The organism is Streptomyces clavifer (genome assembly GCF_036345975.1).
In the GTDB taxonomy this organism is placed as follows: domain Bacteria; phylum Actinomycetota; class Actinomycetes; order Streptomycetales; family Streptomycetaceae; genus Streptomyces; species Streptomyces clavifer.
The window spans coordinates 375,992-402,637 of sequence record NZ_CP107794.1; the positions used below are offsets into that span (position 1 = coordinate 375,992).

The 26,646-nt window shown below is 66.9% G+C and carries 22 protein-coding genes and 4 pseudogenes; 12 read left to right on the forward strand and 14 right to left on the reverse strand.

Annotated elements, in window-relative coordinates:
• Positions 1–286: 286 nt before the first annotated feature.
• From OG927_RS35360 to OG927_RS35380, 5 genes are all read right to left on the reverse strand, one after another.
• On the reverse strand, positions 287–967 hold the full coding sequence (locus OG927_RS35360) for a dipeptide/oligopeptide/nickel ABC transporter ATP-binding protein (protein ID WP_330321577.1): 681 nt from the start codon (positions 965–967) through the stop codon (positions 287–289).
• On the reverse strand, positions 964–1,923 hold the full coding sequence (locus OG927_RS35365; RefSeq protein ID WP_330321578.1) for an ABC transporter ATP-binding protein: 960 nt from the start codon (positions 1,921–1,923) through the stop codon (positions 964–966). Before OG927_RS35365 ends, OG927_RS35360 begins: the two co-directional genes overlap by 4 nt.
• Positions 1,913–3,658, reverse strand: a complete 1,746-nt coding sequence (locus OG927_RS35370; RefSeq protein ID WP_330321579.1) for an ABC transporter permease subunit — start codon at positions 3,656–3,658, stop codon at positions 1,913–1,915. The genes OG927_RS35365 and OG927_RS35370 overlap by 11 nt, the downstream gene beginning before the upstream one ends.
• Positions 3,655–5,142, reverse strand: coding sequence for an ABC transporter substrate-binding protein (locus OG927_RS35375; RefSeq protein ID WP_330321580.1), 1,488 nt, complete (start codon positions 5,140–5,142; stop codon positions 3,655–3,657). The genes OG927_RS35370 and OG927_RS35375 overlap by 4 nt, the downstream gene beginning before the upstream one ends.
• A 610-nt stretch (positions 5,143–5,752) precedes the next feature.
• Positions 5,753–6,142: an ArsR/SmtB family transcription factor gene (locus OG927_RS35380; protein ID WP_330321581.1), complete on the reverse strand. Its 390-nt coding sequence runs from the start codon at positions 6,140–6,142 to the stop codon at positions 5,753–5,755.
• 96 nt (positions 6,143–6,238) lie between these two features.
• On the opposite strand from OG927_RS35380, the gene OG927_RS35385 reads away from it, so the two are divergent.
• Positions 6,239–8,236: a heavy metal translocating P-type ATPase gene (locus OG927_RS35385; protein ID WP_330321582.1), complete on the forward strand. Its 1,998-nt coding sequence runs from the start codon at positions 6,239–6,241 to the stop codon at positions 8,234–8,236.
• Positions 8,233–8,391 (forward strand): hypothetical protein, encoded by a 159-nt coding sequence (locus OG927_RS35390; RefSeq protein WP_330321583.1) that lies wholly within the window; start codon positions 8,233–8,235, stop codon positions 8,389–8,391. The genes OG927_RS35385 and OG927_RS35390 overlap by 4 nt, the downstream gene beginning before the upstream one ends.
• A 1,108-nt stretch (positions 8,392–9,499) precedes the next feature.
• Here OG927_RS35390 and OG927_RS35395 read toward each other — a convergent pair.
• On the reverse strand, positions 9,500–9,745 hold the full coding sequence (locus tag OG927_RS35395; protein WP_330321584.1) for a hypothetical protein: 246 nt from the start codon (positions 9,743–9,745) through the stop codon (positions 9,500–9,502).
• A gap of 498 nt (positions 9,746–10,243) precedes the next feature.
• Between OG927_RS35395 and OG927_RS35400 the strand changes: the two genes are divergently transcribed.
• From OG927_RS35400 to OG927_RS35420, 5 genes and pseudogenes are all read left to right on the forward strand, one after another.
• Positions 10,244–10,426: a substrate-binding domain-containing protein gene (locus OG927_RS35400; protein ID WP_330321585.1), complete on the forward strand. Its 183-nt coding sequence runs from the start codon at positions 10,244–10,246 to the stop codon at positions 10,424–10,426.
• Between the two features lie 91 nt (positions 10,427–10,517).
• A pseudogene (locus tag OG927_RS35405) lies at positions 10,518–10,619 on the forward strand (MerR family transcriptional regulator); the annotation flags it as partial.
• A gap of 1,351 nt (positions 10,620–11,970) precedes the next feature.
• On the forward strand, positions 11,971–12,186 hold the full coding sequence (locus OG927_RS35410; protein ID WP_330321586.1) for a hypothetical protein: 216 nt from the start codon (positions 11,971–11,973) through the stop codon (positions 12,184–12,186).
• A gap of 143 nt (positions 12,187–12,329) precedes the next feature.
• Positions 12,330–13,085: a sigma-70 family RNA polymerase sigma factor gene (locus OG927_RS35415; protein WP_330321587.1), complete on the forward strand. Its 756-nt coding sequence runs from the start codon at positions 12,330–12,332 to the stop codon at positions 13,083–13,085.
• Positions 13,082–13,924 (forward strand): hypothetical protein, encoded by an 843-nt coding sequence (locus OG927_RS35420; RefSeq protein ID WP_330321588.1) that lies wholly within the window; start codon positions 13,082–13,084, stop codon positions 13,922–13,924. The genes OG927_RS35415 and OG927_RS35420 overlap by 4 nt, the downstream gene beginning before the upstream one ends.
• Positions 13,925–14,085: 161 nt before the next feature.
• On the opposite strand, the gene OG927_RS35425 is transcribed toward OG927_RS35420, so the two are convergent.
• Together OG927_RS35425 and OG927_RS35430 are read right to left on the reverse strand one after the other, a co-directional pair.
• Positions 14,086–14,358 (reverse strand): transposase, encoded by a 273-nt coding sequence (locus OG927_RS35425; RefSeq protein WP_330321589.1) that lies wholly within the window; start codon positions 14,356–14,358, stop codon positions 14,086–14,088.
• Positions 14,359–14,381: 23 nt separating this feature from the next.
• Positions 14,382–14,753, reverse strand: a complete 372-nt coding sequence (locus tag OG927_RS35430) for a transposase (RefSeq protein ID WP_330321590.1) — start codon at positions 14,751–14,753, stop codon at positions 14,382–14,384.
• A 318-nt stretch (positions 14,754–15,071) separates the two neighbouring features.
• Here OG927_RS35430 and OG927_RS35435 point away from each other — a divergent pair, with 318 nt between their 5' ends.
• The 3 genes from OG927_RS35435 (at position 15,072) to OG927_RS35445 (ending at position 18,731) form a co-directional block, all read left to right on the forward strand.
• Positions 15,072–15,836 carry a class I SAM-dependent methyltransferase gene (locus tag OG927_RS35435; protein WP_330321591.1) on the forward strand — a complete coding sequence of 255 codons (765 nt, stop codon included), beginning with the start codon at positions 15,072–15,074 and terminating at the stop codon, positions 15,834–15,836.
• Positions 15,837–17,747: 1,911 nt separating this feature from the next.
• Positions 17,748–18,482: a polymorphic toxin-type HINT domain-containing protein gene (locus OG927_RS36155; RefSeq protein ID WP_392929753.1), complete on the forward strand. Its 735-nt coding sequence runs from the start codon at positions 17,748–17,750 to the stop codon at positions 18,480–18,482.
• Positions 18,483–18,497: 15 nt separating this feature from the next.
• Positions 18,498–18,731 (forward strand): hypothetical protein, encoded by a 234-nt coding sequence (locus OG927_RS35445; RefSeq protein ID WP_124283466.1) that lies wholly within the window; start codon positions 18,498–18,500, stop codon positions 18,729–18,731.
• A gap of 32 nt (positions 18,732–18,763) precedes the next feature.
• Here OG927_RS35445 and OG927_RS35450 read toward each other — a convergent pair.
• The 4 genes and pseudogenes from OG927_RS35450 to OG927_RS35465 all read right to left on the reverse strand — a co-directional run.
• A pseudogene (locus OG927_RS35450) lies at positions 18,764–19,285 on the reverse strand (IS5 family transposase); the annotation flags it as partial.
• Positions 19,286–19,480: 195 nt separating this feature from the next.
• Positions 19,481–20,170, reverse strand: a complete 690-nt coding sequence (locus OG927_RS35455; protein ID WP_330321592.1) for a hypothetical protein — start codon at positions 20,168–20,170, stop codon at positions 19,481–19,483.
• The gene (locus OG927_RS35460) at positions 20,167–20,595 is read right to left on the reverse strand and encodes a hypothetical protein (RefSeq protein WP_330321593.1); all 429 of its coding nucleotides are present in this window, start codon (positions 20,593–20,595) and stop codon (positions 20,167–20,169) included. The genes OG927_RS35455 and OG927_RS35460 overlap by 4 nt, the downstream gene beginning before the upstream one ends.
• Positions 20,596–20,832: 237 nt before the next feature.
• Positions 20,833–23,169: a glycoside hydrolase domain-containing protein gene (locus OG927_RS35465; RefSeq protein ID WP_330321594.1), complete on the reverse strand. Its 2,337-nt coding sequence runs from the start codon at positions 23,167–23,169 to the stop codon at positions 20,833–20,835.
• 209 nt (positions 23,170–23,378) lie between these two features.
• Here OG927_RS35465 and OG927_RS35470 point away from each other — a divergent pair, with 209 nt between their 5' ends.
• Complete coding sequence (locus tag OG927_RS35470; protein ID WP_330321595.1) at positions 23,379–23,687, forward strand: hypothetical protein; 309 nt, start codon at positions 23,379–23,381, stop codon at positions 23,685–23,687.
• Between the two features lie 308 nt (positions 23,688–23,995).
• Here OG927_RS35470 and OG927_RS35475 read toward each other — a convergent pair.
• Positions 23,996–24,796: pseudogene (locus OG927_RS35475) on the reverse strand (IS5 family transposase).
• Between the two features lie 387 nt (positions 24,797–25,183).
• Positions 25,184–25,795: a YdeI/OmpD-associated family protein gene (locus OG927_RS35480; protein ID WP_330321596.1), complete on the reverse strand. Its 612-nt coding sequence runs from the start codon at positions 25,793–25,795 to the stop codon at positions 25,184–25,186.
• Between the two features lie 163 nt (positions 25,796–25,958).
• Here OG927_RS35480 and OG927_RS36160 point away from each other — a divergent pair.
• Positions 25,959–26,108 (forward strand): annotated as a pseudogene (locus tag OG927_RS36160) (hypothetical protein); the annotation flags it as partial.
• Positions 26,109–26,646 lie beyond the last annotated feature (538 nt).

A 26,646-nucleotide genomic window follows, 5' to 3' on the forward strand; every position in this document is an offset into this window, starting at 1 on the left:
CCGGTGAAGAGTGCAGCGCGATGACCTCGCCATAGTTCAGGGACTGCCGCATGGTGAAGGGACCGTGGGCGGGCCGGCGCGAGAATTCAATTACGAAGAGCTGCGGACTCTTGCGATGGTTGCGTTGCAGCAGGCAAGCCGATACGGAGAGCTGCCGTTCGAGCGCCGTCCCCTGTTGGCGCACGGACGGACCCGGCTGCGTTTCGCGAAGCCCGGTGGAGTGTGAGCAGATGGCAACGATTTGCTCGTCGCCGCCGCTGCCCACCCATGAGCCTCAACGCGATCCTCATGGGTGGACGGTGCGCCCGTCCCGCATCTCGATCACCCGGTCTGCGAAGTGCCGTACGACTGGCCGGTCGTGGCAGATGAACAGGTAGCCGAGGCCCAGTTCGTCCTGGAGGTCAGCGAGCAGGTTCAGCACGCCGGCCCGCACGGAGGCGTCGAGTGCCGACACAGGTTCGTCGAGGACGAGCAGCTGCGGATCGGAGGCGAGGGCGCGGGCGATTCCTGCACGCTGGCACTGGCCGCCGGAGAGTTCGTGCGGTCGCCGGTCCCCGCACGAGGGGTCGAGGCCAACCCGGTCGAGCAGCTCGGCCACGCGGGCGTGTCCGTGGGCCGGGTTCCATCTGCCGTGCACCTTCAGTGGCTCGGACACTGCGTCGCGGATGCGGTGGCGGGGGCTGAGGGAGCCGTAGGGGTCCTGGAAGACCGGTTGCATGCGTGGGCGCAGCGGACGCAGTTCGCGTTCCGTCATAGACGTCAGCTCCCGCCCCTGGAACCGGACGGTCCCGGCGTCGGGCCGGCGTAGCTGGAGCACCGTGAGGGCGGTGGAGGACTTGCCGCACCCGGAGGGGCCGTTGAGAGCGAGGGTCTCACCGGCGTCCAGTGTGAACGTGACGTGGTCCACGGCGGTGACCGGGCCGTAGCGGACGACGAGGTCGCGGACGTCCAGCAGGGGATAGCTCATACGAACTTCCGTAGAGGGTCGGGCACGTCGGCGGCATGGTGGCAGGCGACCAAGCGGTCGTCCACGGCCTGGAGGGCGGGTTCGCGGTCGTGGCACGGGTCCGTCGCCAGCGGGCAGCGCGGCGCGAAGGCGCAGCCCGGCCCGAGGGCGTCGGGCGCGGGCGGGGTGCCGCGGAGCACCGGCAGCCGGCGGCGACGGGGGCCGTCCTGCGGGAGCGAGGCCAGCAGGCCAGCCGTGTACGGGGCGCGTGGACGGCCGAGTACCTGCCGTACCGGGCCGAGTTCGGCCGCCCGCCCCGCGTACATCACCAGCACCCGGTCCGCGTGGGCCCGTACGACGTCCAGGTCGTGGGTGATGAGGACCAGTGCGGCGCCGACCGCTTCGCGCTGCTCGGCGAGCACCCGCAGGACCTGCTCGCGGCGCTCCTCGTCCAGTGCTGTGGTCGGTTCATCGGCGACGACGACGTCGGGCTCGTTGACCGTTGCCATGGCGATCACCGCGCGCTGTCGCATTCCGCCCGAGTACTCATGGGGGTAGGCCCGTGCCCGGCGCGCGGCGTCCGGGATGCCGACCCGGTCCAGTGCCGCCACGGCCCGGGCGTGCGCCTGTCTGCGGGACAGGTGCCGTACCGACCGTACGGCGGCGGCGAGCTGGTCGCCGACCGGGTGGACGGGGGAGAGGGCGGACAGGGCGTCCTGGGGGACGAGGGTGATCCGGCGCCCGCGTTCGGCGGCGAGGTCGGCGTTGTCCCGCAGGCGCACGCTGCCGCCGACGGTCGCGCCGCGCGGCACCATGCCGAGCAGTGCCCGGGCGGTGAGGGACTTGCCCGCCCCCGACTCCCCGACGATGGCGAACACCTCGTGCGGGAGTACGTCGAAGGTCAGTCCGCGCACCGCCTCGACCTGGCCGAACGAGATCCGCAGGTCACGGACCGACAGTAGTGCTTCAGACGGCATGGGCGGTCTCCTTCCGTACAGTGCGGCCGGTCGTGCGCCGGTCTCCCCGGCCTTGCGCGTATGCCGCGCCCGACACGGCCAGTCCCGCCAGCAGGGCCAGTGCGGCGGCAGGCGCGAGGGCCGCCCAAGGGGCGCGTTCCACGTAGGCGCGGGACTCGTCGAGGAGAAGACCCCACTCGGGGGCGGGCGGCTGGGCGCCGAGGCCGAGGAACCCCAGGGATGCCAGGGCGAGGGCGATGCCGGGCAGCCGCAGCAGGGCATGGCGGGCGACCGGGGCGGCGACGGACGGCAGGACGTGCCGGGTGAGAATCCACAGCGGCGGTGCGCCTATGGCGCGTTGGGCGGTCAGGAACGCCGACGCCCGGACCTCCTGTACCAGCGCCGCCGCATGCGCGGCCAGGGGCGGCCAGGAGATCAGCGCGACCGCCAGGGCCGCTCCGCCGGTGCCGGGGCCGGCGGCCGCCGCGACCAGGATGCCGACGATCACCGGCGGCAGCGCGTTGGCGATGTCCGCAGCGCCCGACGCAATGCCGGGCACGAAGCCGAGTGCCAGGGCGACCACCAGGCTCAGCAGGCACACGGCCACCGCCGTGCCGACCGTGGAGGCGGCCCCGTGACCGAGCCGGGCCAGCACGTCGCGACCCAGCCCGTCGGTACCCATCGGGTTCGACCACGAGGGCGGGGCCAGCCGAGCCGTGGTGTCGACCGCGTACGGGTCGCGGAACAGGCCCCAGCCGATCGCGGCCAGCAGGAGAGTGCCGAGGGCGGCCGGAATCGCCGGGTGTGCCCGGACAGGGCGGGCCGGTGGCAGCGAGAGCCCGGCGTCACGCAGGGCGGGACCCAGCAGCCGGCGTCGCACGAGGGCGGCCAGCGCTCCGGTGATCAGGCCCAGTGCGAGCAGGGCGAGGACGGCCCCCTGGAGCAGCGGCAGATCCTGGGACTTGGCCGCGCCCAGCGCGGTACGTCCGATGCCGGGCACCGCGAAGACGGTCTCCACGGCGACCGCGCCGCCCGTCAGGCCGACAGCGACCATCCCGAACTGCGGTACCAGCGGCGGCAGTACGCGACGCAGCGCGGCGAGGGCGACACGGGTCCGGCTCACTCCCGCTCCCCGCCACAGCTCCACCCATCGTTCGGCCAGTACGGCGGGCAGCGCGTCCGCGACGAGCCGCCCGAGCAGGCCGCCCGCAGGGACGCCGAGCGCGAGGGCGGGCAGGACCAGGTACTCCGGACCCTGCCACCCGGACGTCGGCAGCCACCCCATCCACACTCCGCACACCAGCAACGCCACGGTGGCCAGGAGGAACTCCGGCACGGCGGCGGCCATCGCGGCGAACGCTCCTGCCGACCCCCGCCCCCGCACCAGTACGGGTGCCACCAGCGCCACAGCCAGCAGCAGGGCCATGGTCAGAGCGGTGGCCATCAGGCCCAGCGACACCTGGAGTCCGGAGACGACGGACGGGAGGATGTCCGTACCCGACACCCAGGAGGTGCCGAAGTCGCCGCCCAGGAGCCCGGTGGCCCAGTCGCCCAGCAGGGAGAGCGGGCCCGCGTCCAGGCCGAGGTCCTGGCGGATCGCGGACAGGGCCTCCTCGGTCGGCTCCTGTTCGGCGGACCGCGCGCGCAGCACGGTCAGGGCCGGGTCCCGGCCGGAGAGCCAGGGCAGCAGGCCGACGGCGGCCAGTGCGGCGGCGAGGGCGACGGCGCGGGTCACCCCCGCTGCGGTCGGCCTCACTTGACGTGGGTGTCTAGCGTGACCAGTTCCCGCTCGCGCGGGTCGTGGGCCGCGCCGACCACGTCGGCGGCGTCGCCCTGGATCACGCGCTCGTGGAGCATCGGCACGGCCGCGTCGGTGGCGAGTACGGCGGCCTCGGCATCGACGACGGCTCGGCGGCGGGCGTCACCTGTCGGCGTCGCGCCCGCCTTGCTCAGGGCCTTGTCCACGGCCGGATCGGCGAGCTGGGAGATGTTGAACGAACCGTCGGAGGCGAAGTCGCTGTACAGGTACGCGGCCGGGTCGCCGGAATCGAGGACGGTGGCCCGGGAGAGGATGAAAGCGTCGAACGCGCCCGCCAGGGCATCGGACTCGATATTGGCGTACTCGCGGACCTCCAGCTTCACCCGGAACCCCGCCTTCTGCAGCTGCTGCTGCAGGGCGGCGGCCACCTCGGGCAGTTCCGCCCGGTCGGTGAACGTACCGATGGTGATGCTCTTGCCCGCCGGATCACCCGACTTCGCACCGCGCGCCGGCTCGCGCAGGTCGGCCGCCCACGGCAGCGCGGGCCCGAGCAGCCCCTCGGCCACGTCGGCCCGCCCCTCGTACACGCCCTTCACGATCGATTCGGCGTCGATCGTCTCCCGGGCCGCCGCCCGCAGCGCCGGGTCCTTGAAGGCGCCCTTCTCCGTGTTGAGGTACAGCGTGTTGGTGCGCGGCATCGGGACCTCGGTGATCAGGTCCTTGTCCAGCAGTGCGGCCTGTGAGACGGGGACCGCCTCGACGATGTCGGCCTCGCCGCTGCGTAGGGCGGCGGCGCGGGCGGTGCCGTCGGGCACGAACGTCACGTCGATGCCGGGAGCCTTGGCCGTGCCACCCCAGTAGTCGTCGTAGCGGTCGAGGGCGGCGGAAGAGGTGCCGCTAACCTTGGTCAGCTCGAAGGGGCCGGTGCCGGCGCCGACCGGATTCACCGTCCTCCCCTTATATGCCTTCGCCGCGAGAATCGATAGCTGAGGGGAGCTGAGCCGCTGCGGGACCAAGGGGTCCTCCTCGGCGGTCTTGACGATCACGGTGCCGGGGTCCCCTTCCTTCACGGTCAGCTCGACGCCGTCGAGAATGCGGGGCTTGGGGGAGGCATCCGTTGCCTTGACGAGGGAGCGGACGACGGCCTCGGCGGTCAGCTCGGTGCCGTCGTGAAAAGTGACGTCCTTGCGGAGGGTGAAGGTCCAGCTCCGGCCGGACTGCTTCCACCCGGTGGCCAGCGCGGGCTCGGCGTCGCCGTCCGCGTTCAGTCTCACGAGCGTCTCCGCCGTGGACCAACGGGACAGCTTGAACGCGTCGTCGGAGAGCGGGGAAAGGCCCGAGCGTGGCGGCTGCATCATCGCGACGCGGAGGCGCTCACCTGCGCCGGTGCCGGTGGCCTCCGTGGACGCGAAACAGCCGGTGAGCAGGGCGGAGGCGGCGAGGACCGCGGGGAGGAGCAGGGGGCGGGACGGCACGCGCACGGGTCACTCCGGGTAAAGGGCGGGTCAATGGTTGAGCGTGCGACGACCGTAACATGATGATAATCGTTTTCAGGAACGGGATCTGGGTCCCGCGCCCATGCGCAGGCAATTTCTGGGCGCCCGCGTCCCCTTCGGCCGGTGTGAGGTGCTCGTGGATCAGGTGGGTGTGGGGAAACCCATCTGGTGCTGGGCCGTTGTCGGCGCGTGGATGAGCCTCGGACACAGGGTGTTGGTTCGAAGATTGTGGGGCGCGTACTCCATCGCGAAGGAGCGGGTGAGTTCGAGGTGGCGGCCTTCGGTGCGAAGTCGATGCCGGTGTTGGGAGAGGTGTCAGGGCGCCGATCGAGAACACGTTGACGACGGATCCGCCCCGGTCTTCACCGTCTCCGGGGCAACACGCTGGGGGGTGACCAGCACAACGGAGTGTTGATGTGCATCAGCTTGTCGCAGCCCTCGACCGTGTGCTCAAGCGGCTTGGAGAAGGCGTTGCCGGCGTTGTTCACCAGTCCATCCACCTGGCCGTAGGCGTCGACGAGCTGGGTCGTCAGCTCCTCGATGGTCTACTCGGAGACGGTGTCGTCGGCCGCTGCGATGGCTGGGCCTTCAGGGTCTACCGACGGGCCGGGGCCTGCGTCCGTTCGGCGGCGGGAGTGTCGCGCAGTCCGAGCCGCAGGTGCTCGACGTGGAAGAGGGCCTGCTCCAAAAGCTCCGCGACATGATTGTCGTGGAGGGCGTAGACGATGGAACGGCCCCGGCGCTCACCGGTGACGAGCCCAAGGTTGCGCAGCAGGCGGAGCTGGTGGGAGCAGGCGGAGGCTTCCATGTCCACGGCTTCGGCGAGGTCGCCGACCGCGCAGGGCCCTTCCTGGAGGCGGGCCAGGATGTACAGCCGCGAAGGCGTGGCCAGGGCCTGGAGGGTGGCGGCTACGTCGGTGGCCCCAGCTGCGTCCAGGCGCTCGCGAGAGGTGGCGTGGTTCTTGTCGTCGGCTCCGTGACCCATGACATCCATTCTACCTTCTATACATGAAGACCTGTTCATGTGTTCCTGTATGGTGGTCGTGTCGCTGCGCTTCCGTCCTGGAGGGGTTCCTTCGTCATGCCTTCTGAACTGAACCAGCGGCCCGAACGGGCTGCACCGGCCGTCCCGGGTATGGCGCCGAAGCGCCGTACCCGGGTGTTCGCCCTGGCCGAGGCGCGGTGGGCCGCTGCAGCGCTGGTGCTGTTCCTGATCGCGTTGCCGCTCCAGCTGGCCGGCGCTCCCGCCTGGATGTGGGGACTTCTCTATGCCGCTGCCTACCTCACCGGCGGCTGGGAGCCGGCCTGGGCCGGGCTGGCGGCGCTGCGGGAAAAGACGTTGGATGTCGATCTGCTGATGATCGTGGCCGCGATCGGCGCGGCATCGATCGGGCAGGTGATGGACGGCGCGCTGCTGATCGTCATCTTCGCTACGTCCGGCGCCCTGGAAGCCCTGGCCACGGCCCGCACCCAGGACGCGGTCCGCGGGCTGCTCGACCTCGCCCCCACCACCGCGTCCCGGCTGGCCGATGACGGGATCGAGGAGAGCGTCCCGACCGAGGACCTGGTGGTCGGCGACACCATCCTGGTCCGGCCCGGCGAGCGGGTCGGCGCGGACGGCCGGGTGCTGGACGGAGCCAGTGAGGTCGATCAGGCCACCATCACCGGGGAGCCGCTGCCGGTCGCGAAGGAGACCGGTGACGAGGTCTTCGCCGGCACCCTGAACGGGACCGGCGCCCTGCGGATCAAGGTCGAGCGGGATGCCTCCGACTCGGTGATCGCCCGGATCGTGGCCATGGTAGAGGAAGCCTCCGAAACCAAGGCGCCTACCCAGCTGTTCATCGAGAAGGTCGAGCAGCGGTACAGCCTCGGCATGGTTTTCGCGACCCTGGCCGTCTTCCTGATCCCGCTCGCGTTCGGCGCGGACCTCACCGGCTCGCTGCTGCGGGCGATGACCTTCATGATCGTGGCTTCGCCGTGCGCGGTGGTCTTGGCGACGATGCCGCCGCTGCTGTCGGCGATCGCCAACGCGGGGCGCCATGGCGTCCTGGTGAAGTCCGCCGTCGTCATGGAGCGCCTCGGGCAGGTCGACGCGGTCGCGCTCGACAAGACCGGCACTCTCACCGAGGGCACCCCCCGCGTCGCCGACATCCGCCCCCTGTACCTGGAAGGCCCCGGACTGGACGAGGACACCCTGCTGGCGCTCGCTGCCGCCGCCGAGCACCCCAGCGAACACCCCCTGGCCCGCGCCGTCGTCGACGCCGCCCGCACCCGCGGCCTGGCCATCGCAGGCATGCGGAACTTCGCCTCCACCCCCGGCGTCGGTGTCACCGCCACCGTCGACGGCCACACGATCGCGGTCGGCGCACCGGCCCACCTCCTCGACGGCAACGACGACTCCCTCTCGGCCCGTGCTGCCGAGCTGGCGGCCGAGCTGGAGGACGGCGGGCGCACGGCCGTCCTGGTCCTGCGTGACGGTGCTCCGGTCGGCGTGCTGGGGATCGCCGACCGGCTGCGTCCCGACGCCGCAGCGACCGTCGCCGCCCTGACCACGCTGACCGGCAGCATTCCGATGCTGGTGACCGGAGACAACCCCCGTGCCGCCGCTCGCCTGGCCGCCGAGGTCGGCATCACCGGCGACGAGGTCCACGCCGGCCTCCTGCCCCAGGACAAGGTCGAGGCCGTACGGCGCCTGGAGGCGCGAGGGCGCAAGGTGCTGGTCATCGGCGACGGTGTCAACGACGCTCCCGCCCTGGCCGCCGCCCACACAGGCATTGCCATGGGCCGCGCCGGATCCGACCTCGCCCTGGAGACCGCCGACGCCGTCATCGTCCGCGACGACCTCGCGACCGTTCCCCAGGTCATTGCCCTTTCGCGAGCGGCCCGCCGCCTGGTGGTGCAGAACCTGGTGATCGCCGGTGTGTTCATCTCCGGCCTGGTCATCTGGGATCTGGTGGGCCACCTGCCTCTTCCGCTCGGAGTTCTCGGCCACGAGGGCTCGACCGTCATCGTCGGCCTCAACGGCCTCCGCCTGCTGCGTGACACCGCCTGGAACCGCGCCGCGAAGGACGTGCAGTGAGCCGCCGCACCAAGATCCAGCACCTGCAAGCAGAACAGAGAGTCGGCCGGCTGCCCGTCGACGCCGACTCGGCCAGCCTCGTGCTCGCGCTCGCCGGCACGATCCAGCACCTGCTGATGACCGAGTTCCCGAACGAGAAGAAAACACGAAGCTGACCTGGTTGACCACCAGCCCGAATCCCAGTGCCGTCGTCAGGTTCGGCGAGAACGTCGACAGCCCAACCATCGAGGTGAGCGCCCGCAGCAGCGCCAGGGTGATCACCAAAGACGCACGGCCACCACCAGCAGCAGCCGCCACAACTGAGCGGAACGCGAACACCAGCATCAAGAACACCAGAGGCACCGTCAGCGATTCCGCCTGCGGCAGATTACTTTCGGCGCAGTCCACCGCTTTCAACCCCCGTTCATGCCGACCCTGTGGCCTCTACGCGCAGTACACCCTGCTCACCCACCAGTTCCGGCACGAGTCGGCGGGCGGTCCGCACGGGCTGCTTCTCCCCGCAGGCCAGTACGGCATGAACCAGAGCGCCGGCCCTCCTTCCGAAGCGCAACAGGAAAATCCCACCTGCCCCAGTACGAGGCAACGGACAGGACCCAGTCGGCGCGGGCCAGACGCGCGGCCAGGCCAAGGCCGGCTATCACAGTCGCCCCGGTGTCTACCGGCCCGTCGGCGTGACAGCAGCTTCAGATGTGCCTCCCGCGTCGAAGTGGCTGACTATATAGATTTCCGCGTGGGCAGCTTCGGTCTTTGACACGTCGCCCCCCGCCGACCAACCACCCCAAAGGCCCGCAGCGGCGCCCGCACATGCAGCCACGGCCAAGAGGCTCAGGACCACCACGGCTCATGCCTGTCGGCGCCCACTCGCGGAGCCGGGCGGGCGACGAGCCGCCTTGACGGCGGGAAGGACTGCCTCAGGATCCGGACAACGGCTGGAAGAAGTACGCGCACCGATCATCCCCAGTAAACGACTCCACCCGAGCCTGGTACTGCTCTCAGAGCCGGGGCCGACAGCGTCCCTGAGCACAGAGGGCTTTGGCGAATGTACGGACCTGAGCGAGCGTCAGCGGCGTGGAGCACCGGCGGTGATCGGTCGGTACCACGACCGAATGATCACAAGTCGCTGGAGAGGGGGCGCAATGCACTCTTGTGCCCTCACCAGCAACGAGCGTCCGACCCAGGTCACCAGGTCACACAGGAGTGCACGCCAGACGGCTCTCCCGGAACCGGAAAACGCCCCTGACCGCCGGATTGCATTGCCGCCGCTCATGCTGACATCTTTTCGATGAGTTCGGGGCGGTCATCGGCGACGACTGCCAGAGCGGCAACACCATCAGCCTCGGCCCCGGCATCGCCCTGGGGCGCCGCTGCCGCATCGCCAGCGGCGTCACCCTCGCCGCCCGTATCGTCCCCGACGACACCACCATCACCGCACCCCACACCGCCGACATGCACCTCCGCCCACGCCGCCATGACCACCGCAACTGATGAACCCGCGATCTCGCTGACCAAGGGGTGGCAAGGACTGTGAAGAGCGGCGAGCTCCGGTACGGGATCGGCGTCGACGGCCCGGAGCCAGCGCCGGTGCTCCGCAGGCCGGCTCTCGTCTAGAGCGTGCGGCGCGGAGGAAGTGCGGTAGTGCGACGTCCCGGGCAACCCCGGGCTTGGGTGGGATGCACACCCAGACCGTTGACTTGGGAGCGCTCCCACCAGAGTCCCGCCTTGTGAGGGCGTGACCGGTATCGTGTGGGCAGCGATTCAGACTGTCAAGGGACCCCGCGCAACTCTCCCTTCACGTCGAGGTGACACGAATCAACCAAAAACTGGAAGCGCTACCAACTGCGTCCAATCAGGGGCCCTGGCGGGAGCCTTCAAGTCGGCCATGAGAAGAAGCCTTCGGCCAGATGGAGCGCTCTGCCCTGTCAGCAGCCGGCACTCGATGACGCAAGAGGACCCGAGTCGCGTCGTTGATCACACAGAGATCACGCCAGCCGTTCAAGCAGCCCCTCGGTGATCGGTTACGACGAACTGGCCGGGGCTCGGCACGCCAACCCGCAGCTGACCACCGTGCGTCAGCCGGTCAGGGCGCTGGGGCACAAGAGGGCACGGATACTTGTCAGCGCGATCAACTGGCAGGACTTCAGCCCTTTGATCCTGCCGACCCGGCTGACCGTTCGGGAGTCCGCGCCGTAACCGGCCGCACTGCGCTGGCTGAGTCCGACCCGCCAGGCCCCGGCGGGGATGTCCCGGCCACACCGCCGCACCAAGCTTGACGTCGACTACCGACGCCGTCGCACGCCTGGCCTTCGTGCGAACCCTGCGTGAGCTGGGGCTCGACCGCCCCACGATCCTCAAGGTCGTGGACTGGAAGCTCTCACTTCCCGAAGATGACGAGGAGGCAGGTGTCGACGATCACCGTGGGCGCACGCCGAACCAGGTGCCGAGTCGGTCGGCGAGGAGCGCGGCTACCGGCCGCGCACCGGAGGCGAGCCAGCTGCCCGCGGCCTGCGTGCAGGCTTGCATGCTGTCGGCAGTGACGAACTGGCGAATGGACCTGCGTTGTCCCGGCGACCGAGGCACAGGCAAGCTGAAGGAACAAGGCACCGCCGATGCCGAACTGGCAGGCGAGGCCTGGAGAAGCGAGAGGCAGAGGGATCTGTTGTGAGCGGGGAGATCGCGAGCGCGGCGAGCATCATGGGTCCGGGCCCGTACCGCGCCGCGATTGACGGGGTGGCCAGCGTCCTGGCCGCGGCGCCCAGGGCTCCGATCCCAGGGACCACGCCGAAGGTAGTCGCGCTCATCGCGATGGGCCGGAGTAGGTACAGCGCCCACAGAGTGTGAGGAGTGCCAGGGCGGCCGACGTCTTCGCGTTGACCCGGGTCAGTGTGCGCAACCGGTGGTCGCCGGACACGTACGCGCAGGCCCTCACCGATCTCGGCGTGCAGCCGGCGGCGGCCTTCTGCTTTCCGGGTGCTTTCTGGGGCCAGGGGGAGTTGCCCGGAACTGGCCCGTGTGGGCAGTAGGGCGTGGAACGCGCCATCGAGATCCTGCACGCCGAGATGCGGGTGGTGATGTAGCTCCTGGGCGTGACCTCGGTTGCGGAGGTCAACCCCGGTCGTATCCGCCAGGACGCGGCCTCGCGGCCAGGACCAATCGAAGAGTAAGGGGGTCACCCCTCTGCCCACGACGTGGCGGAAACCGCTGATCAGGCTGCCCGTGCGGATGTGAGGGCCGCGGTACCCCGGGGCGGCCTGTGCGGAACTCAACGCCCCACTGCGGCGCAGAGATTCCGTTGTGGCCGAGGCCGGTCGGCAGGACTGCGGGGTCGCCCAGCGTGCGAGCCGCTCTCGCCCGGCCCCTTTCGGCGGCCGCGCGAGAGCGGTGGTGTGTCCCCAGGTGGGTCTCGGCACGGGGGCACGTCCTTCCGGACGGGAAGGTCCGACGCTGTGGGCGCCGTTGTTCCATTGGCGGATGTTCAGCGCGCAATTGCAAGAGAATCCCGGAACTTCGCCCTGAAAGAGCATCAGTGGGCGAATATGTGCGACTCCAGTGCGAGTGAGACGCCAATACGCAGCCGTACGAGAGACGTTCAGTGGTGTGCCATTGTTCCGCGAATTCATGATCACGTGGCGTGATCGACTGGTGTCCCTTCATGCTGGTCCAACTTCCGAGCGGCGATTCGGCACCGCCACCGGGAGTTCCGGACAACACATAAGGACACAGAGGGAAGGGCTCCGATGCCCCGAGAACAAGTACTTATCGTCATCGCGCTGATGGCGGTCCTGGCGTGGAGCGCGGTCATGGCCGCACTCGGACACATCGCAGCAGTGGCGACGCTGGTCCCGTCGCTCGCGCTCGTCGTGCAACAGATCGTCCATACCGCCCGCTCGGATTCAGGCCGTACCTGCGCCGAGCCGCCGGCCGCCAACCGGGACGAGGGGCACGCCGGGTGACCCCACACTTCGTACCGCCTCAGCAGCCCACAGGCGGCCCCTCCGGGAAACCGGGCCGCAAACTGGGACCCATCGCTGAGAGCGTCGGCAGCACCCACCGGGCATGGCTCGAGCCGCTGCGCAGCAGCTTCCTTGCCAGCGGCATGACCATCAGCGACATGAGTGCACAGACGGGCTGGGCAAAATCGAAGATCTCCGAGCTGCTGCGGGGGACGGGCCTGTATCCGCGTTGGGAGATCACGCACAGCCTGCTGTCGCTGCTAGGCGTACCCACCTGGCCGATGCGGCGCCTGTGGACATCGGCGGCCCGTGAGGCGCGGAAGAAACCGGAGTGGATCGAGAGGTGTGTGGAGAAACAAGTCTTGTCGGCAGAAGACCCCCCGCTGGACCATGGCGCCTTCACCGAGCTCCAGGCCGACGCCTACCTCGCCTACGCCACCGTCTTCCTGAGCCCTCGCGAACAGGCCGTCCGAGCAGTGCGGGACACCTTTGACATCCTGTGGCTGGGCTGGAACGACGCTCTGGCCAGCTCAGACGTCGTGAAGTATGCATGGCCGGTTCTGCGCCGCACGGTCATGACCCGCGCCCGGCATGTCGACGGCCGCCCCGAACTCTCCGACGCAGCCTTCGACACCATCGCGCTGCGTGCCGCGACGACCAGCGACGAAAAGTTTGCACAGATCGAAGAGAGCGTCGCCCTCTTCGCCACGATGAGCTGGCTACCCGATCACCAACTGGACGTGATGGTGCTCCGGCATCTGCGCGGCATGGAACCGTCCGAGGTAGCCGACGTGCTCGGCGTTCCGATCGCGTCCGTGCGCTCCGACGAGCGGCATGCCAAGCACACCCTGGAAACCGCCCTGTGTACCGAGCAAGATTCTGAAGGGAACCCCACGTGACCCCGATCGATGAACTCCTCTCCCGAGCACGGCTCATCGACGAGCCACGAACCCCGCGCGACATCGTTCCGCAGATGCCGCTCACCGTCCGGACTGCCCCAGCAGCCGGCACCGTATCTGGAACTCATCCCGCTCGCAGAGAGGAGGAGGACCGGGCCAGTGCCGTCGCTGATCGCGACCTCCAGGCCCTGTGCGAGGCGCTCGTCTCCAGTGCGCCGGCTACGGCGCTGCGCGAGTTCCTTACCGAACAGGTTCCGGAACCGGACGGGGCCCGTGTGCTTGGCTGCATTCTCCAGCTCGCAGACGCCGACGACGGGGCCCGCTCCTGGTGGCAGTACGCCGCTGGGGCCGGGGACAGAGCCGCCTCCTACTGCCTCTACCTGCACCACCTGTCCCTGGGGGAGAGCGAGGTAGCCGCCTGGTGGCACCAACAGACAGAGGTCGATGCCGCCCCGGAAGCCGGCCACCACCCGGGCGACAGAGGGCCCGGAAAAACGACGACTAAGCGGATTCAGCACTCCCTGACCACCCCGGAGACGATCAGGAACCTCGACACCAGCACCTCAACCGTCCTTCGCGTCTTCAGGCACCTCCTGCGCAGGACCAGCCGTCCACGAACTGAGATCGTCGACGCGCTGATGCACTACGTGCCAACTGCCGTTGCCGTCGGCTACGTCACTGACGAACCGGACGTAGACCTCCCGCTGCCGGGGCCCGACTTCGCCGACGAGATCAACGTTCTCGTCGCGGACGAATCCACCACCGGAGTCGACGCACCACCGCGCGAGGGCAACTCGACTGCGCCCCGGCTCCCCGAACGGCAGGAACTGCGCTCGTGAATGACATCCAGGCGGCGGCGCGGATCGCGCATTACCAGACGCACACGAGCCCCGTGGCCGGGCCAGGCGGCGGGTCATGAGCAGGGTCATCGACCAGTAGACCATCGCTTCCGCGCTACCGGTGGACCGTTCGAAGTCGCGCACGAGGCGGCGGCTTCGCATCAGGTGGGCGAAGAACCGCTCCACGATCCACCGCTTGGGCAGCACGACGAAGCCGCGCATGTCGTCACTGCGTTTGCGATGGCGAGGACCAGGGCGAGGGCGGCGGGGCTGTACTCGACGAGGCTGCCGGTGTAGCCGCCGTCGGCCCAGACTAGAGCGAGCCGGTGGTGCGCGGCGGCGACCTGGGCGAGCAGGTCCTGCCCGGCGGCGCGGTCGCCGATGTCCGCGGCGGTGACCATCACCCCCAGCAACAGGCCGAGGGTGTCGACCACGGCGTGCCGCTTGCGGCCGTTAATCAGTTTGCCGCCGTCGAAGCTTCGGCTGTCATGGCCGACGACGGCGTCCGCCTTGATGGACTGGGAGAGTCGCTCACGCCCGCGCTCGGCTCTGGGTCTGGCCCGGCCTGCTCGCGGACCTTGCGACGGAGCCGGTCGTGGAACTCCTTGACCAGATCGTGGTCGCGCCAGCGGCGGAAGAAGGCGTAGACCCGGTCCCACGGCGAGAAGTCGGCCGGCATGGCCCGCCACTTCGTTCCGTTGTCGACGAGGTAGCGGATCGCGTCCAGTATCGCGCGGTGGCAGTATGCCTCCGGCTGCCCGCCCCGCCCGCGCAGCCAGCCCGGCACCGGCAGCAGCAGCCGCGCCACCGTCCACTTCGCATCGGACATGTCCGTCGGGTAGCGGCGTGCACGGACCCTGTGGTCGGCGGCGTTCCCGAACCGGTGTGCCAGGCATTCACACGCGAGAGTGACCGAAGTGGACCCCGCTCCCGCGATGCCGTAGAACTGCGAGAACAGGGCCTCCGGACCGCTCTTTGGCGTAGATAGACACCCTTCGAGCTACCAAGAGGCCCTGCTTTCATGCACGGCGGCCGCTGCACTCACCCGATCGAGGCTCCCGTTCGACCGGCGCTCCTCAAGATCGGACGGCCAAGCCGCTGAGCGCTGCCAAGCGCTGTCTGCCCCGCTCGTGTGAGGATGGTCGGCATGTCTGCTCGTGCACTGAGCTTCGGCGCAACCGCAAAAGCCTACGAAAGGTACCGGCCGGGGTATCCCAAGGAGCTCTTCGACTTGGTGATGACGTACGCGGGCCGGCCGGTCCGGACGGCCCTGGAGATCGGTGCGGGGACAGGTAAAGCAACCCGCCTGTTCGCTGACCATGGCGTCGCGGTCACGGCGACGGAGCCCGACGCTGCCATGCTCGCCGAGCTGAACAAGACCGTGCCCGCGAACGTGACGACCGTGCGGGCCGCGTTCGAGGACCTGCGGCCAGGTGAGATCTATGAATTGATCTATGCGGCGGCAGCCCTGCACTGGACACGCCTAGAGGGTCGGTGGTCAAGAGCGGCCGCGCTACTGAATCCGGAGGGCGTGTTCGCCTCATTCGGTGGCCAGGTTCACCCGGCTGACCCAGCTGTTGCGGAGCGTGTGCGTGCGGCGCGGGCGCCGTTCCTGGAAAGCGACGAGGTTCCGTCTCCCGACGGGACTGATCCTGACGAGGAAATGCAGTGGCCGGGCACGGAACTGCAGCGGTCTTTGTTGTTCCTCGACGTTCAGCAGTCCGTCGTCAAGCGGCGCTTGACGACGAGCGCCTCTGGCTACGTGGGCTACCTGTCGACGGTCTCGGCGTATCTCCAACTTCCGCAATCGAGGCGACAGCAGGCGTACGACGCGATCACGGGGGTTCTTCCCAAGACAGTCGAGATCGCCGCCGACATCATTGTCCATCTCGCGCGTCGACGATCCGAGTAGGGGCGACACTCTTGGGGACCACAGCGAATCTCAAGCGACGATCTGTGTCGAGACGACCATATACGCCGATTTCTCATACCCGGCACCCACCATGGTCACCCGATACTGAGACTTCCGTTAGAGCGACACCGCTCAAGATCGGAGCAACAACAGCCACTGACTCCAGTAGTGTTCCGCTGGGTGACGGCTGCGTAGGCAGTCGCGGCGGGCGGCCGAGGCCCTGGCACAGATGGAACCGGTCAGCGACCTGCAGGGCGTTGGGGGGACCTGCGCCTGCCACCCTCGGCGTATGCACCGGCTGGGGCCCGGCAGATGACCTCCACGCCTCGGTGACGGATCAGCCACTCGGCCGGCGGCCCAGCTTCACGCGGCGGGAGCACATCGACCACGCGATGGGCTACGAGTGCATCTGCCAACCGTGGTCCGACTCAGCGCGAGCCACTTCGGCGTCGTACTGACACGCGTCGAAGTGGAGCTCCGGCGGAGGGCGGGGCACAGGGGTGTGCGCAGCCCACGGAACTTCCCAGTCCGACCAACGCACGATCTCCCCGACCCGCTGGACGACCACTGTCAGAGATCCGCAGCAGCCTCCGGTGCAGTCCGGTTCCCCCAGCTCCAGACGCCGAGCTTCGCCGGTCGCCCGAAGAGAGCTGGGGCAGTCGGCTTGTAGCGCATCAGCCGCGTATGGCCCGTGGCCACCCTCGCCGACCGCTTCCTCGACCACGTCCTCGCCGTCGACCAAGAACCGCAACTGAGCAGGGAACCGGGTCCCCGGTGGCAACACCTTGATCTCCAGGCGGTCGAACATCAGACCACCCTACGGGGCGCGTGGGCATCGGCGCGCGAGCTAAATGGCGTCTTTCGCGTGGCGCTTACCAGTGCGATCACCAGGGCCCAATCCTGACGCTGTTCCGCCGCCCGAGGTCGCTCCGAGCGTGAAGGTCGCTCACGGCGGCTGGGTCAAGGAGTCACCGATTTCGCGAAAGGTGTACGTACGTCCGGCCCGGGACGCGCAGCGAGACCCCTTCGGCAAGGTGCCCGTCGCCATGGCGGGCGGCCAGGACGAAACAGCAGGAACGAGAGGTACCGAAGTGGATACGCCGTAGCAGGGCTGGGATCAGGTGCTGACGGGGGGCCGTTCCATCTTTCGGGGCCCTCGGGAGATCGCCCGAGCTGGCATGCTGCCCAGTGAACACGGGACACCAGGACGAGGCAGATCGAGCCCGGCCCACCAACGCCGACTCTCGCTTGTGGTCTCGACACCCACGTCGCGGGGCCCGAGAGAGGCCAGCGCACGCATATGCTGTGCTTCTCTCAGGACTTGGTCGTCGTCGCCAGCAGGCATGCCCTGCAGGTGGCTGATCACGAGCATGAGAACCTGGCCATGATCCTCGTCGTCCGCCAAGTGCACGGAAAGCCGTCGGCCTCCGTCCTCCGCTGCCGCACGGAACAGAAGCTCCACTACCGCCTGAACCTGATGCCCCGTGACCTTGTATCCCCATCGGGTCACGGCGTCCTCGGCTACGCGCCCCGCGCGGCCGGCGACGGTTTCACTGGCCTCATAAGGCCAGTTGCGGGCGCGGCGGCCGCGGATAGCGACCGGGCTCGTCGCGCCCTGCTCATCCTCCTGCTTCGAACACAGAGACTCCACGGCATTCGTCGGTTCTGGCTGAGTCGTCGGGGCTGGGCGGGGAGCTTCAACCGGCTTCTTTGGCGGCGGTGGGGTCTTCGGGGGATAGTCGGGGCGGTGCGGTGCCACGGGTGCCTCCCGGAACAGAACGAATATCCATCGTAGGTCCGACGGAACACAAGCCGCAGCCCGTTCAGCAAGGTGGTCCGGCAGCGGCTCGTAGATGTGCTGGCTGCAGCGACGAGGCCGCCACTGATATCAACAGCCCAGCGGCTAGGCGGGTGGCGGCCTGGGCGCGGTGCCGATCGGACGGCACCACCAGGGCCATCGAGGACGTCCGGATCGGCGACGAAGTCCTGGCGACTGACCCGGCAACCGGCCGGACCGTGGCCAGGAAGGTCACCGCCGAGATCACGGGCGACGGCCTGAAGGACCTGGTGACCGTCACGCTCGACGACGAGCCGGTGCAGGTAACCGCGACCGACGGCCACCCGTTCTGGGTCCCCGACCTCGACCGCTGGGTCGACGCGGGCGAGCTGACGGCCGGCCAGAAGCTGCGCACGGCCGCAGGGAAGAGCGTCCGCATCACGGACGTCGCGCACGTTCGCCAGCCCGCCACGGTGCACAACCTGACGGTCGCGGACCTGCATACGTACTATGTGCTGGCGGGCGAGACCCCGGTACTCGTTCACAATGCGAACTGCTTTAAGCCCGACGTAAATTCTGACGGATCCGTGCCAATGCCCGGGACAAATGGCACTAGGCCGTTGGATGGAGGTCCGACGGCCGCGAGTGTTGGCAGGAATATCTGGGGAGGTTCGCCGGACGGCGTCACGAAAGCCCTGAGTGAGTCTCCGAGTGCGGAGACGCTTCGTGGTCAAGCCTCACTTTCCGACGCGCTTAGGCTTCGCAAGTTCTATGTAAATGCTGATGCACTCCGTCCTCAGAACCCGAGTGCTGCAGGTCGCGTCAAGCTGCTCCAGCGAATTATTGACGCGTACGGTCATGACGGCTAGATCGAGGGATGACGCATGAGCAGGATCAAGGTCGCAGCTGACCGGACGGTCGGCTTCACGCTGATGGTCGAGCCGCTTGGGGTTAGCTATGAGCTAGAGCCAGAAGAATTCATGTTCCTTGAATTCTCCTCATCCAGGATTGATGAAATAGAGATCACCTACTGGGTTGGAGGCGTTTCGGTTTGGATATACGGGGATGTCATCGTTATTGATCAAGGCGGAAAAGAAGTGGATCGACTGTTCGCGTAATTGAAATAGGTGCGGCGGGACGCGCCTCTCCGGGGGCGGCCGGGACGGCCCGAGACGGGAGGGATCCCGTCGACCAGGGCGAGGGTCTGGGTGACGTCGTTGACGTTGGCCGCGGTCGTGATGACCTTGAGCGGGACGCCGCGTCCGTCGCAGATCAGGTGGTGTTTGCTGCCCGTCTTCCGCCGGTCGACCGGCGACGGACCGGTGTCGGCTCCCCCTTTTTCGCGCGGATGTGGGAACCGTCCACACACGCACGTGACCAGTCGAGTTCACCAGCCGCATTCAGCTCAGCGAGCAGGACCCGGTGCAGCTGGTCGAAGACCCCTGCCTTCTGCCACCGGTCCAGCCGGCGCCAGCACGTCTGCCCCGAGCCGAACCAGCTCGGAGGGCAGAAGTTGCCAGGCTATGTCGTTGTAGAGGACGAACAGGATGCCCTGGAGGCAGAGCCGGTCCGACACCGGCCTCGGCCCCGGCGACCGCTCCGGCCACGGCGGCAGTAACGGCTCGATCAGAGCCCACAACTCATCGTCCACGATCCACGGTCGAGTACCCACACCCTCACGAACGGCCGAATCGTCACACCGGTAACGCCCCACCAGCCAACATCAACAAGATCGTGTTACGAGCTCTTAGGTAGGACAGCGCCGCGCGGTTCATCCGGTGCGCCCCAACTGAGCTGTTTCCAACCTGACGGGGGAGGGTTGGAAACAGCTCACTGTCACCGCAACCAACTTCTGTGGACAGAACGCCTAGCTTTTCTGCCTCTTCGTGAGTGCCTTCGACGCCTTGATGCGCTTGGGGTCCTCGACGTTTTGAGTCCCAGCGCCCTTACTCGGAGTGATTTGCCATTCTCGGAGCGTCGCTGCGACCTGCTTAAGTTGCTGCGACTCCGGCGGCACGTCGATGTAGAACATGGATTCCATGGCCGGCCTCATGTCACCGCCCCACTTCACGACGCCTCTGAGTTCCGCCAGGATGTCGCGGATCGCCGTCACCTGGTACGGGTAGAAGTTGCCCGTGGCTCCCAGCGGGAAGCTTTCCGGATACAGCGCGAGAGCGGTTCCTGACAGGTGGTTGGACTCGAATTCCGCCCTGACCTCGTGACGGGCGCGGTATCCGACGATCTCGCCGCGCTCGCTCTCCAGCCGGGCGACGTCGTAGTGGAAGCGCTGTGCCAGGTAGGCCAGGACCGTTGCGGTGTCTCCTTCACGCAGGACGACGGTCAGGCCGGTTCCCTGGATGTCGCAGTTACTGGTGAACGAAGCGCGGGCGGTCGAGATGCTCCAGCCGTTCGCAGAATACGATTGGCGCCACGTGGTATCCGCGGCGACAGCGGTGGCGGGAGCCAAGAGTGCGTCGCCGCCGGAGATCAGGGCGACTCCAGCGACGACGCCTGTGAGTTGCTTGAGTATGGTGCGACGCGAAAGTTCGGTGGTCATGAGGTCCCTTCGGGAATGTTTCGTGCCCGCCGGTACAGGAACGCGGCACAGGCCATGGCGACGGCAAGACCGGCCAGCACGTAGACGAACACGTTGATCGATGAGGAAACGTGCTCCACCGTCGAGCCGTCGGCATAGATACAGGCGTTGCGGAGGGGCCAGAAATCCTGCTTCAGGCTCGCCAACTGGGCGCCGGACGTGTGCCTGTCCTCGCACAGCTCCGGGAACGGCCCCCCCAGGGTGACGGAGAACCAGCCGTAGCAGTACACGGCCGTAGCCGAAAAACCAAAGATCAGGGCGAGAACCGCACAGATCCTGGACAGCGAGCGGGGCGGGTTTCTCAGCATGAGAACGATCACCAGGATGCAGGCCGGCACAGCCGCCACACTAATGAGTAGGAGCAGGCCCATCAAAGGCGTCGGCATTGCGTCCCATTCTCCTGATCCGCTTCCGCAGACACGCGGAGCAAAGTAGTTTTTCGGTCTCCCGCGCCATGTGCTTCACCATGGCAGGGAAAGTCACCCGGCCTGCCGTTTTCGACGGGTACGACCGTGTGCCTCTACTGTCATCCTAGCTGTGGTGCAGAATGCGCATGCTTGGCGTAAATACGCTTCCGTTAGAGTCTGGACAACAGCTGCAGCCCGCCGCCCGAGACACCTGCTTCAGCGGGTCACTTCCTGGTCGATGAGACGCTGCAGAACTTCTGCGAATCCTCGGTAGAACTCGTCCATTATAGAGTCGGGCTCGTTCCAGGGCTCTTTGAGGAGCGGGCAGTTCCGCTGAATCAGCAGTGTACGCGTCTTTGACAGCAAAGTATCGTCGATCTGGTCCTCGAGAAATGCCTTTGCCGTCTTCTTGACGCCGTCGGTGGTGTTGCCGAACCTGGTCGCTTTGAAGTCACTGAAACGCGTCATGTGACCACCACCGAGCAAAATTTTCCTAAGTTCGGTGACGATGTTTGTGCTGCCCGCCTTCAGCGCTGTCGCTACCGTGAACCCGTCAATGTCCTCGATCAGGTCCTCGAGTGAGAACGTGGACGCAACGTCGGGCCTAGCCAGCGTCTTTTGGCAGAAGTCCAGCGGGGATGCATTGTCCGAACGACTCCATTCGCCGTAGAACGTGAGCAGGTCCCCACCCCAACTGGCGAGATCGGCGCGATTCGCATTGCCGACTCCCACATTCCCCTTGAGGAAATATCCTGCGGCACTGGCAATCAGGTGGTCCGGGTTGATAGTGCCACCCATCGACGGGTCGAGGTACGCCAGATCCCGCGAGCGGCCGAGTCCCCGGTCGCGCGCGAACTGAAAGAACGCACTGTCCACATCACCGAAAAGCGCCGCCCAGCGAGAGTCGGTGTACTTGTCCCAGCGCATGAACTGCAGGGACAGTTCATTCGCGTTGCCTTTTCCATACGCGACGGCGGCGTCATAGACCTTCTGGACGTACGTCATGAACTCATCGACTGATGCACTTCCCGACTGGTTGACTGAGCTCTGCCCGAAGTCGGAGCCGGGGCGACGTGCCACACGGTCAAGCGCGAAGGTGTCAGCACCCGCAGAAAAGTCGAACTCCTTGATCTGGTTGAACGTCCAGTTTTGCGGGAGCGGGAATCCGAGGTTGCCGGAGAACCCGTAGGACATACCAGAGACGTACGCGTACGGAACATAGGCGCCCGCGGACACGCTTGCGCAAACGTTCCGCGAACCGTACACGCCAGTGATGTACTTGCTGCCGTTGCTCTTCAGGGCGTCGTTCACGCCGATGAAGTAGTCGACGATCTTATCCATATCCGCTTGCGTGGCATCGTAGTCAACCGCGAAGTAGATCACAGTACTCCGATTGAATCCATAGCCTTCGGCCCGCTCGTGAGCTTTGCGCCCGTGCGAGAACCCATTGGGATACGAGAAGTCTGCAAGTTTCCGCGCATCGTACTGCCAGATCGGGATGACGTTCAGGCCGGCGGAGAAGATCGCGTCCAGCTCTCCGGGCTGTATCTCCTTGTTCAGGGTGCTCCCGGCCGGCTCGTCAAGGTAGCGACCTACTGCGCGGAATTTAGCAGCGTAGAGAGCCTTCGCCCGGGAGGAGGTGATGGTGAAGCGGGTGTCACAGCAGTCGGCAAACCTGTCGGGGTTGCCGTAAGAAACCAGCAATTGAGCCCATGTGTCAAAGTCCGCCTTGCCCGTCTCGCCAATCGCGGAGAAGCTTTGGAATTTCCTCACCCAGCTAGCGAGCTTCGGGCCGAATTCGTAGCTGAAGCTAGCGATGTCGCCACTTGTGTTGGAGGGACCATTTCCCACACAAGCGGCGGAGAAAAGCTGCACCCAGGTCCCAGAGTCTCCTTCGGCGAGCACATGGTTTCGTAGGCTCGCTTCAGTGGCGGGACCAAAAACGCCATTGGCCGAGCCCTCGGGAATTCCTGACTCATACTGGATTCCCTTCATCAGGGCCTGCTGCACGTCACGGGAGAAGAACCCATCACACGGCCCGATAAAAAAGGTCGACTTCTCCCAGTACATGCGGTTGAGCCACCGCTGCATGAGGCGGATCTGCTCCAATCCGCCGGACTGGAATTTATAGGCATCCATGGTGAGCAGGGCCTTGAAGACCTTGGCCGGAAGGAAGGGTCCGATTTTTTCCGGCGGAAGATCGATGTCTTCCATCATTGTCTTGAAGCCGAACAGAGTGGCGTTGGACATCTCCCCGTCGATGGCACCGCCGGTGTAACCCTTACACCAAAGGCCACACTGGATGATCTTGACTATGTTCTTGTTCGGCTCGCCGACCTTGATATCCCCCCTAGCGGCTAACGTAGACAAAGTCGTGGGACCAAAGGCGTTGGAGAGCACTGTGATTCCGAGTTCATGCTGCAACGCCCGTGTCAGGGAGTACATGGTGCTCCATCCGGTCTTCCCGTCCTCCGTCACGGCGTTGTAGCCGGCGACACTCTTGTACGTCGCGTTAACCCACTTTTGGGCTTGAAGTACCATTTCGTCAACCATGGTGGCAATCCGCTCCTTCGATTCTTCGATATGTGCGGGAAATGGGGAATCGAACCGGTCACGACGAACGATTTGTCAGCATTCACAGCAACCTACTGGACCGGACGATGCGAATCAGATTGCAAGGACGGCTTTGCAGTGCGGGATTGATCGGATTACCGGATTGGTGTCCTCGGAATTTTTCCCGTATGCCGATGCCGTCGGCACCCATGCTGTTGCCGCAGGCGACCGCGATGGTTTTTATCGTTTCGGCGGGCACCCTTCCGGTGACGTCCACGCCCGCCACATATGCGGTTACAGGGGCTCCTTTTGTCAAGGGCGATCCGTCATCCGAAGCCGCAGCCGTCGGTGCAGAATTTGCTATTCAAGTTATGACGACAACTGACAGCCCGTTTCAGATCGTTGCACTCATGGAGATAGGTAGCCTTTCTATGGACGTGCAACCAGAACCTCGAGACCCTCACGCAATTGTCGGCCAGAAGGAACAAGTTATTCACAGTCGACGATCATGTCTGTGACGCATCCCACAGTGCATGAGTGCGCATGGAAACTTTGGCTTGAACAAGCGGGGTGCGGTCCAGTTTTCGCACGCATTGCCGTCAATGAAACTACGCTTAGTAAGCCTTTTCCTAACTCAGGTGAGGTATGGGCGCAAGGGGATGATTAAGGATGTGATGATCCGGTTCGTGCTACAGCGGAGGTTACGTACGAGGAAATAAGCCTTCAAGGATCCTTTTCCAAATTGATGCCCCTGCGAGTCGGAAAACCTCGCGACAGGTCTCGGAGGTGCCGGCCAAATGGGGAGACCTATGAGCTCGTAACACGATCATGATCGGGCCTTCTTGAGTCGTCTCCAGCAGATGAGGTTGCAGGCGAGGGAAACGAAGGCGTCGTGGAGTTCAGTCCGGCGTTCCCAGCGGACTGCAAGGCGTTTGAAGTGAGTGGTGGAGCAGGGCGAAGGTCTGCTCCACGACGTAGCGGAGCTTGCCGATGCCCTTGATGTTGGGTGATCCCTTGCGGGAGATGACGGGCAGGATCCGCCGGTGACGGAGCTCGTCGCGGTGTGCGTTGGAGTCGCCGAGCAGGGCGTCGGGCCGTCGGCGGGGGCGGCCGGGACGGCCCGAGACGGGAGGGATCCCGTCGACCAGGGCGAGGGTCTGGGTGACGTCGTTGACGTTGGCCGCGGTCGTGATGACCTTGAGCGGGACGCCGCGTCCGTCGCAGATCAGGTGGTGTTTGCTGCCCGTCTTCCGCCGGTCGACCGGCGACGGACCGGTGTCGGCTCCCCCTTTTTCGCACGGATGTGGGAACCGTCCACACACGCACGTGACCAGTCGAGTTCACCAGCCGCATTCAGCTCAGCGAGCAGGACCCGGTGCAGCTGGTCGAAGACCCCTGCCTTCTGCCACCGGTCCAGCCGGCGCCAGCACGTCTGCCCCGAGCCGAACCCCAGCTCGGAGGGCAGAAGTTGCCAGGATATGTCGTTGTAGAGGACGAACAGGATGCCCTGGAGGCAGAGCCGGTCCGACACCGGCCTCGGCCCCGGCGACCGCTCCGGCCACGGCGGCAGTAACGGCTCGATCAGAGCCCACAACTCATCGTCCACGATCCACGGTCGAGTACCCACACCCTCACGAACGGCCGAATCGTCACACCGGTAACGCCCCACCAGCCAACATCAACAAGATCGTGTTACGAGCTCTATGAGCTCGGGCCCTCCGAGACCGTATCCGCACGTGTCGAGGAGGCCGACGCCCAAGAACTGGAGATTGTGTACTGGAAGGTGGCATCTCCATCTGGTCGCCCGGCCCCGTGGTCACGCTCGATGCGGAGGGAAACGAGCTGCGTCGGCTCTAGAAGATGCTGACCCAACGACGGCCACTCCTGCGGGCATGGAGGGTGGCCTTCGTCGTGCGTACGCCGGGAGCCCTCCGTTTCGCAGCGCAGCCGCCGCTCCAGCACGCCCGGTTCCATGATCCGGAGTGCGGTTTTGTCCGTTCCGGCAGACGCCCGGTCACGACGTCGGCGGGTCCGTCGGCTTGGCTCGCTGCGGGTGGACTGTCTCGTGCCGGACCAGCATCGCCACGCACTCGGCGATCTTCCGGGTGCGCGTCTCGGCCCGCTTGACGGCATTGACCCGGCTGATGAGGGCGAAGCGGTTGCTCTTGGTGAGCACCTCGAACATCGCCTGCGCCGCCGGGTCGGCGGCGATCGCGGCTCGTAGGTCGGCCGGTACCTCCGCTTCCGATGACGGCGCATAGGCGGCCGTCCACCGCCCGTCGGCCTTCGCAGCGTCCACAGCGGCCCGGCCGGCGGGCAGCATCAGGCCGGCCGCCTCCAACCGGGCCACGTTGGCAACGTTGCGCTGGGACCAGACGCTGCGGGGCCGACGCGGGGTGAACCGCCGCCAGGAACTCTCCTCGTCGCGCTTGCGGGCCTGCCCGTCGATCCAGCCGAAGCACAGTGCCTCGTCGACCGCCTGCTGCCAGGTCAACGTGGTAACGCAGCCGCCCTTCCTCGTCAGGACAAGCCACACGCCAGGAGAGGCGGTGTGGTTGTCCAGCAGCCACGCACGCAGCGCCGCGCCGTCAGCAACGATCAACTCATTCAACTCAATCCCGGCCACCACCGCAGGCTAGTGCCGCAACCCGGTGTTGCGATCTGGCGGGGTGACTCGTTGAGCCCGCAGCGTCGGTGCCGGCCTGACTCGCCCTCACCGAAACCACCGTGGTGAACGGCTGCCTGCACATCGCCCCGGCTCCAACGAACTCGGCTACCTGTCGCATGAACTGGAGACCGAGCACGGACAGCGACGTGGCCGCGCGGACCAAGCCGTCCTGGCCGAGGACGGGTTCTGGCATGGCAACGCTGTTCCCGTCCCGGTCGCGGCAGGCGACGCCGTTCTTCCGGGCGTCGCGCTGCTGCACCGCTCCGGCCCCAACGCAGGCGACGTGGCGCCCATCGGTCTGAACGCCCGCTACCTCGCTCCCGGCGCCGTCCGCACCCACGACGGCTCCGCTCCCGGCACCCCCATCGACATGGCCATGAACAACGGTTACCCGGCCGACAAGGCCATGGCCCTGAGTCTCTTCCTCGACAAGATCCACGGCCTGGCTGCGCCGAACATGCCCGCGGCCAGGGCATCGCCGCCACCCTCCTCAAGCGGACCTGGCGGGTCCACCACCAGCTCGGCTACTTCGGGCACTTCCAGACGAACCGGACCCCGTGCTCCGGGCAGTACGCCTGCACGGAGTCCTCGACGGGGAAGTCGTGGCTGCCACCGTCGCTTACGCAGCGGGTCACGGTGCGGGCTCCCGTTCGGCGCAGGCCACCAAATCAGGGCAGGCCCGCGGGAACCACGAGTACGCGCACCCCTCCGTCGGCTGGTGGCGTTGCTCGCCGAGGTCCAGGGCGGTACCCGTGTGAAGCGCCGCGCTGCACCAGACGCATACCCAGCCGCGCTGCTGCTGCCTCGTC

What these genes read in the sequence shown, in the direction of transcription:
- OG927_RS35445 (WP_124283466.1), top strand. Translation starts at nt 18,498, where the DNA reads ATGAGCAGGATCAAGGTCGCAGCTGACCGGACGGTCGGCTTCACGCTG.
- OG927_RS35385 (WP_330321582.1), top strand. Translation starts at nt 6,239, where the DNA reads ATGCCTTCTGAACTGAACCAGCGGCCCGAACGGGCTGCACCGGCCGTC.
- OG927_RS35415 (WP_330321587.1), top strand. Translation starts at nt 12,330, where the DNA reads ATGACCATCAGCGACATGAGTGCACAGACGGGCTGGGCAAAATCGAAG.
- OG927_RS35365 (WP_330321578.1), bottom strand. Translation starts at nt 1,923, where the DNA reads ATGCCGTCTGAAGCACTACTGTCGGTCCGTGACCTGCGGATCTCGTTC.
- OG927_RS35380 (WP_330321581.1), bottom strand. Translation starts at nt 6,142, where the DNA reads ATGGGTCACGGAGCCGACGACAAGAACCACGCCACCTCTCGCGAGCGC.
- OG927_RS35430 (WP_330321590.1), bottom strand. Translation starts at nt 14,753, where the DNA reads ATGTCCGATGCGAAGTGGACGGTGGCGCGGCTGCTGCTGCCGGTGCCG.
- OG927_RS35465 (WP_330321594.1), bottom strand. Translation starts at nt 23,169, where the DNA reads ATGGTTGACGAAATGGTACTTCAAGCCCAAAAGTGGGTTAACGCGACG.
- OG927_RS35460 (WP_330321593.1), bottom strand. Translation starts at nt 20,595, where the DNA reads ATGCCGACGCCTTTGATGGGCCTGCTCCTACTCATTAGTGTGGCGGCT.
- OG927_RS35410 (WP_330321586.1), top strand. Translation starts at nt 11,971, where the DNA reads ATGCCCCGAGAACAAGTACTTATCGTCATCGCGCTGATGGCGGTCCTG.
- OG927_RS35470 (WP_330321595.1), top strand. Translation starts at nt 23,379, where the DNA reads ATGCTGTTGCCGCAGGCGACCGCGATGGTTTTTATCGTTTCGGCGGGC.
- OG927_RS35360 (WP_330321577.1), bottom strand. Translation starts at nt 967, where the DNA reads ATGAGCTATCCCCTGCTGGACGTCCGCGACCTCGTCGTCCGCTACGGC.
- OG927_RS35435 (WP_330321591.1), top strand. Translation starts at nt 15,072, where the DNA reads ATGTCTGCTCGTGCACTGAGCTTCGGCGCAACCGCAAAAGCCTACGAA.
- OG927_RS35455 (WP_330321592.1), bottom strand. Translation starts at nt 20,170, where the DNA reads ATGACCACCGAACTTTCGCGTCGCACCATACTCAAGCAACTCACAGGC.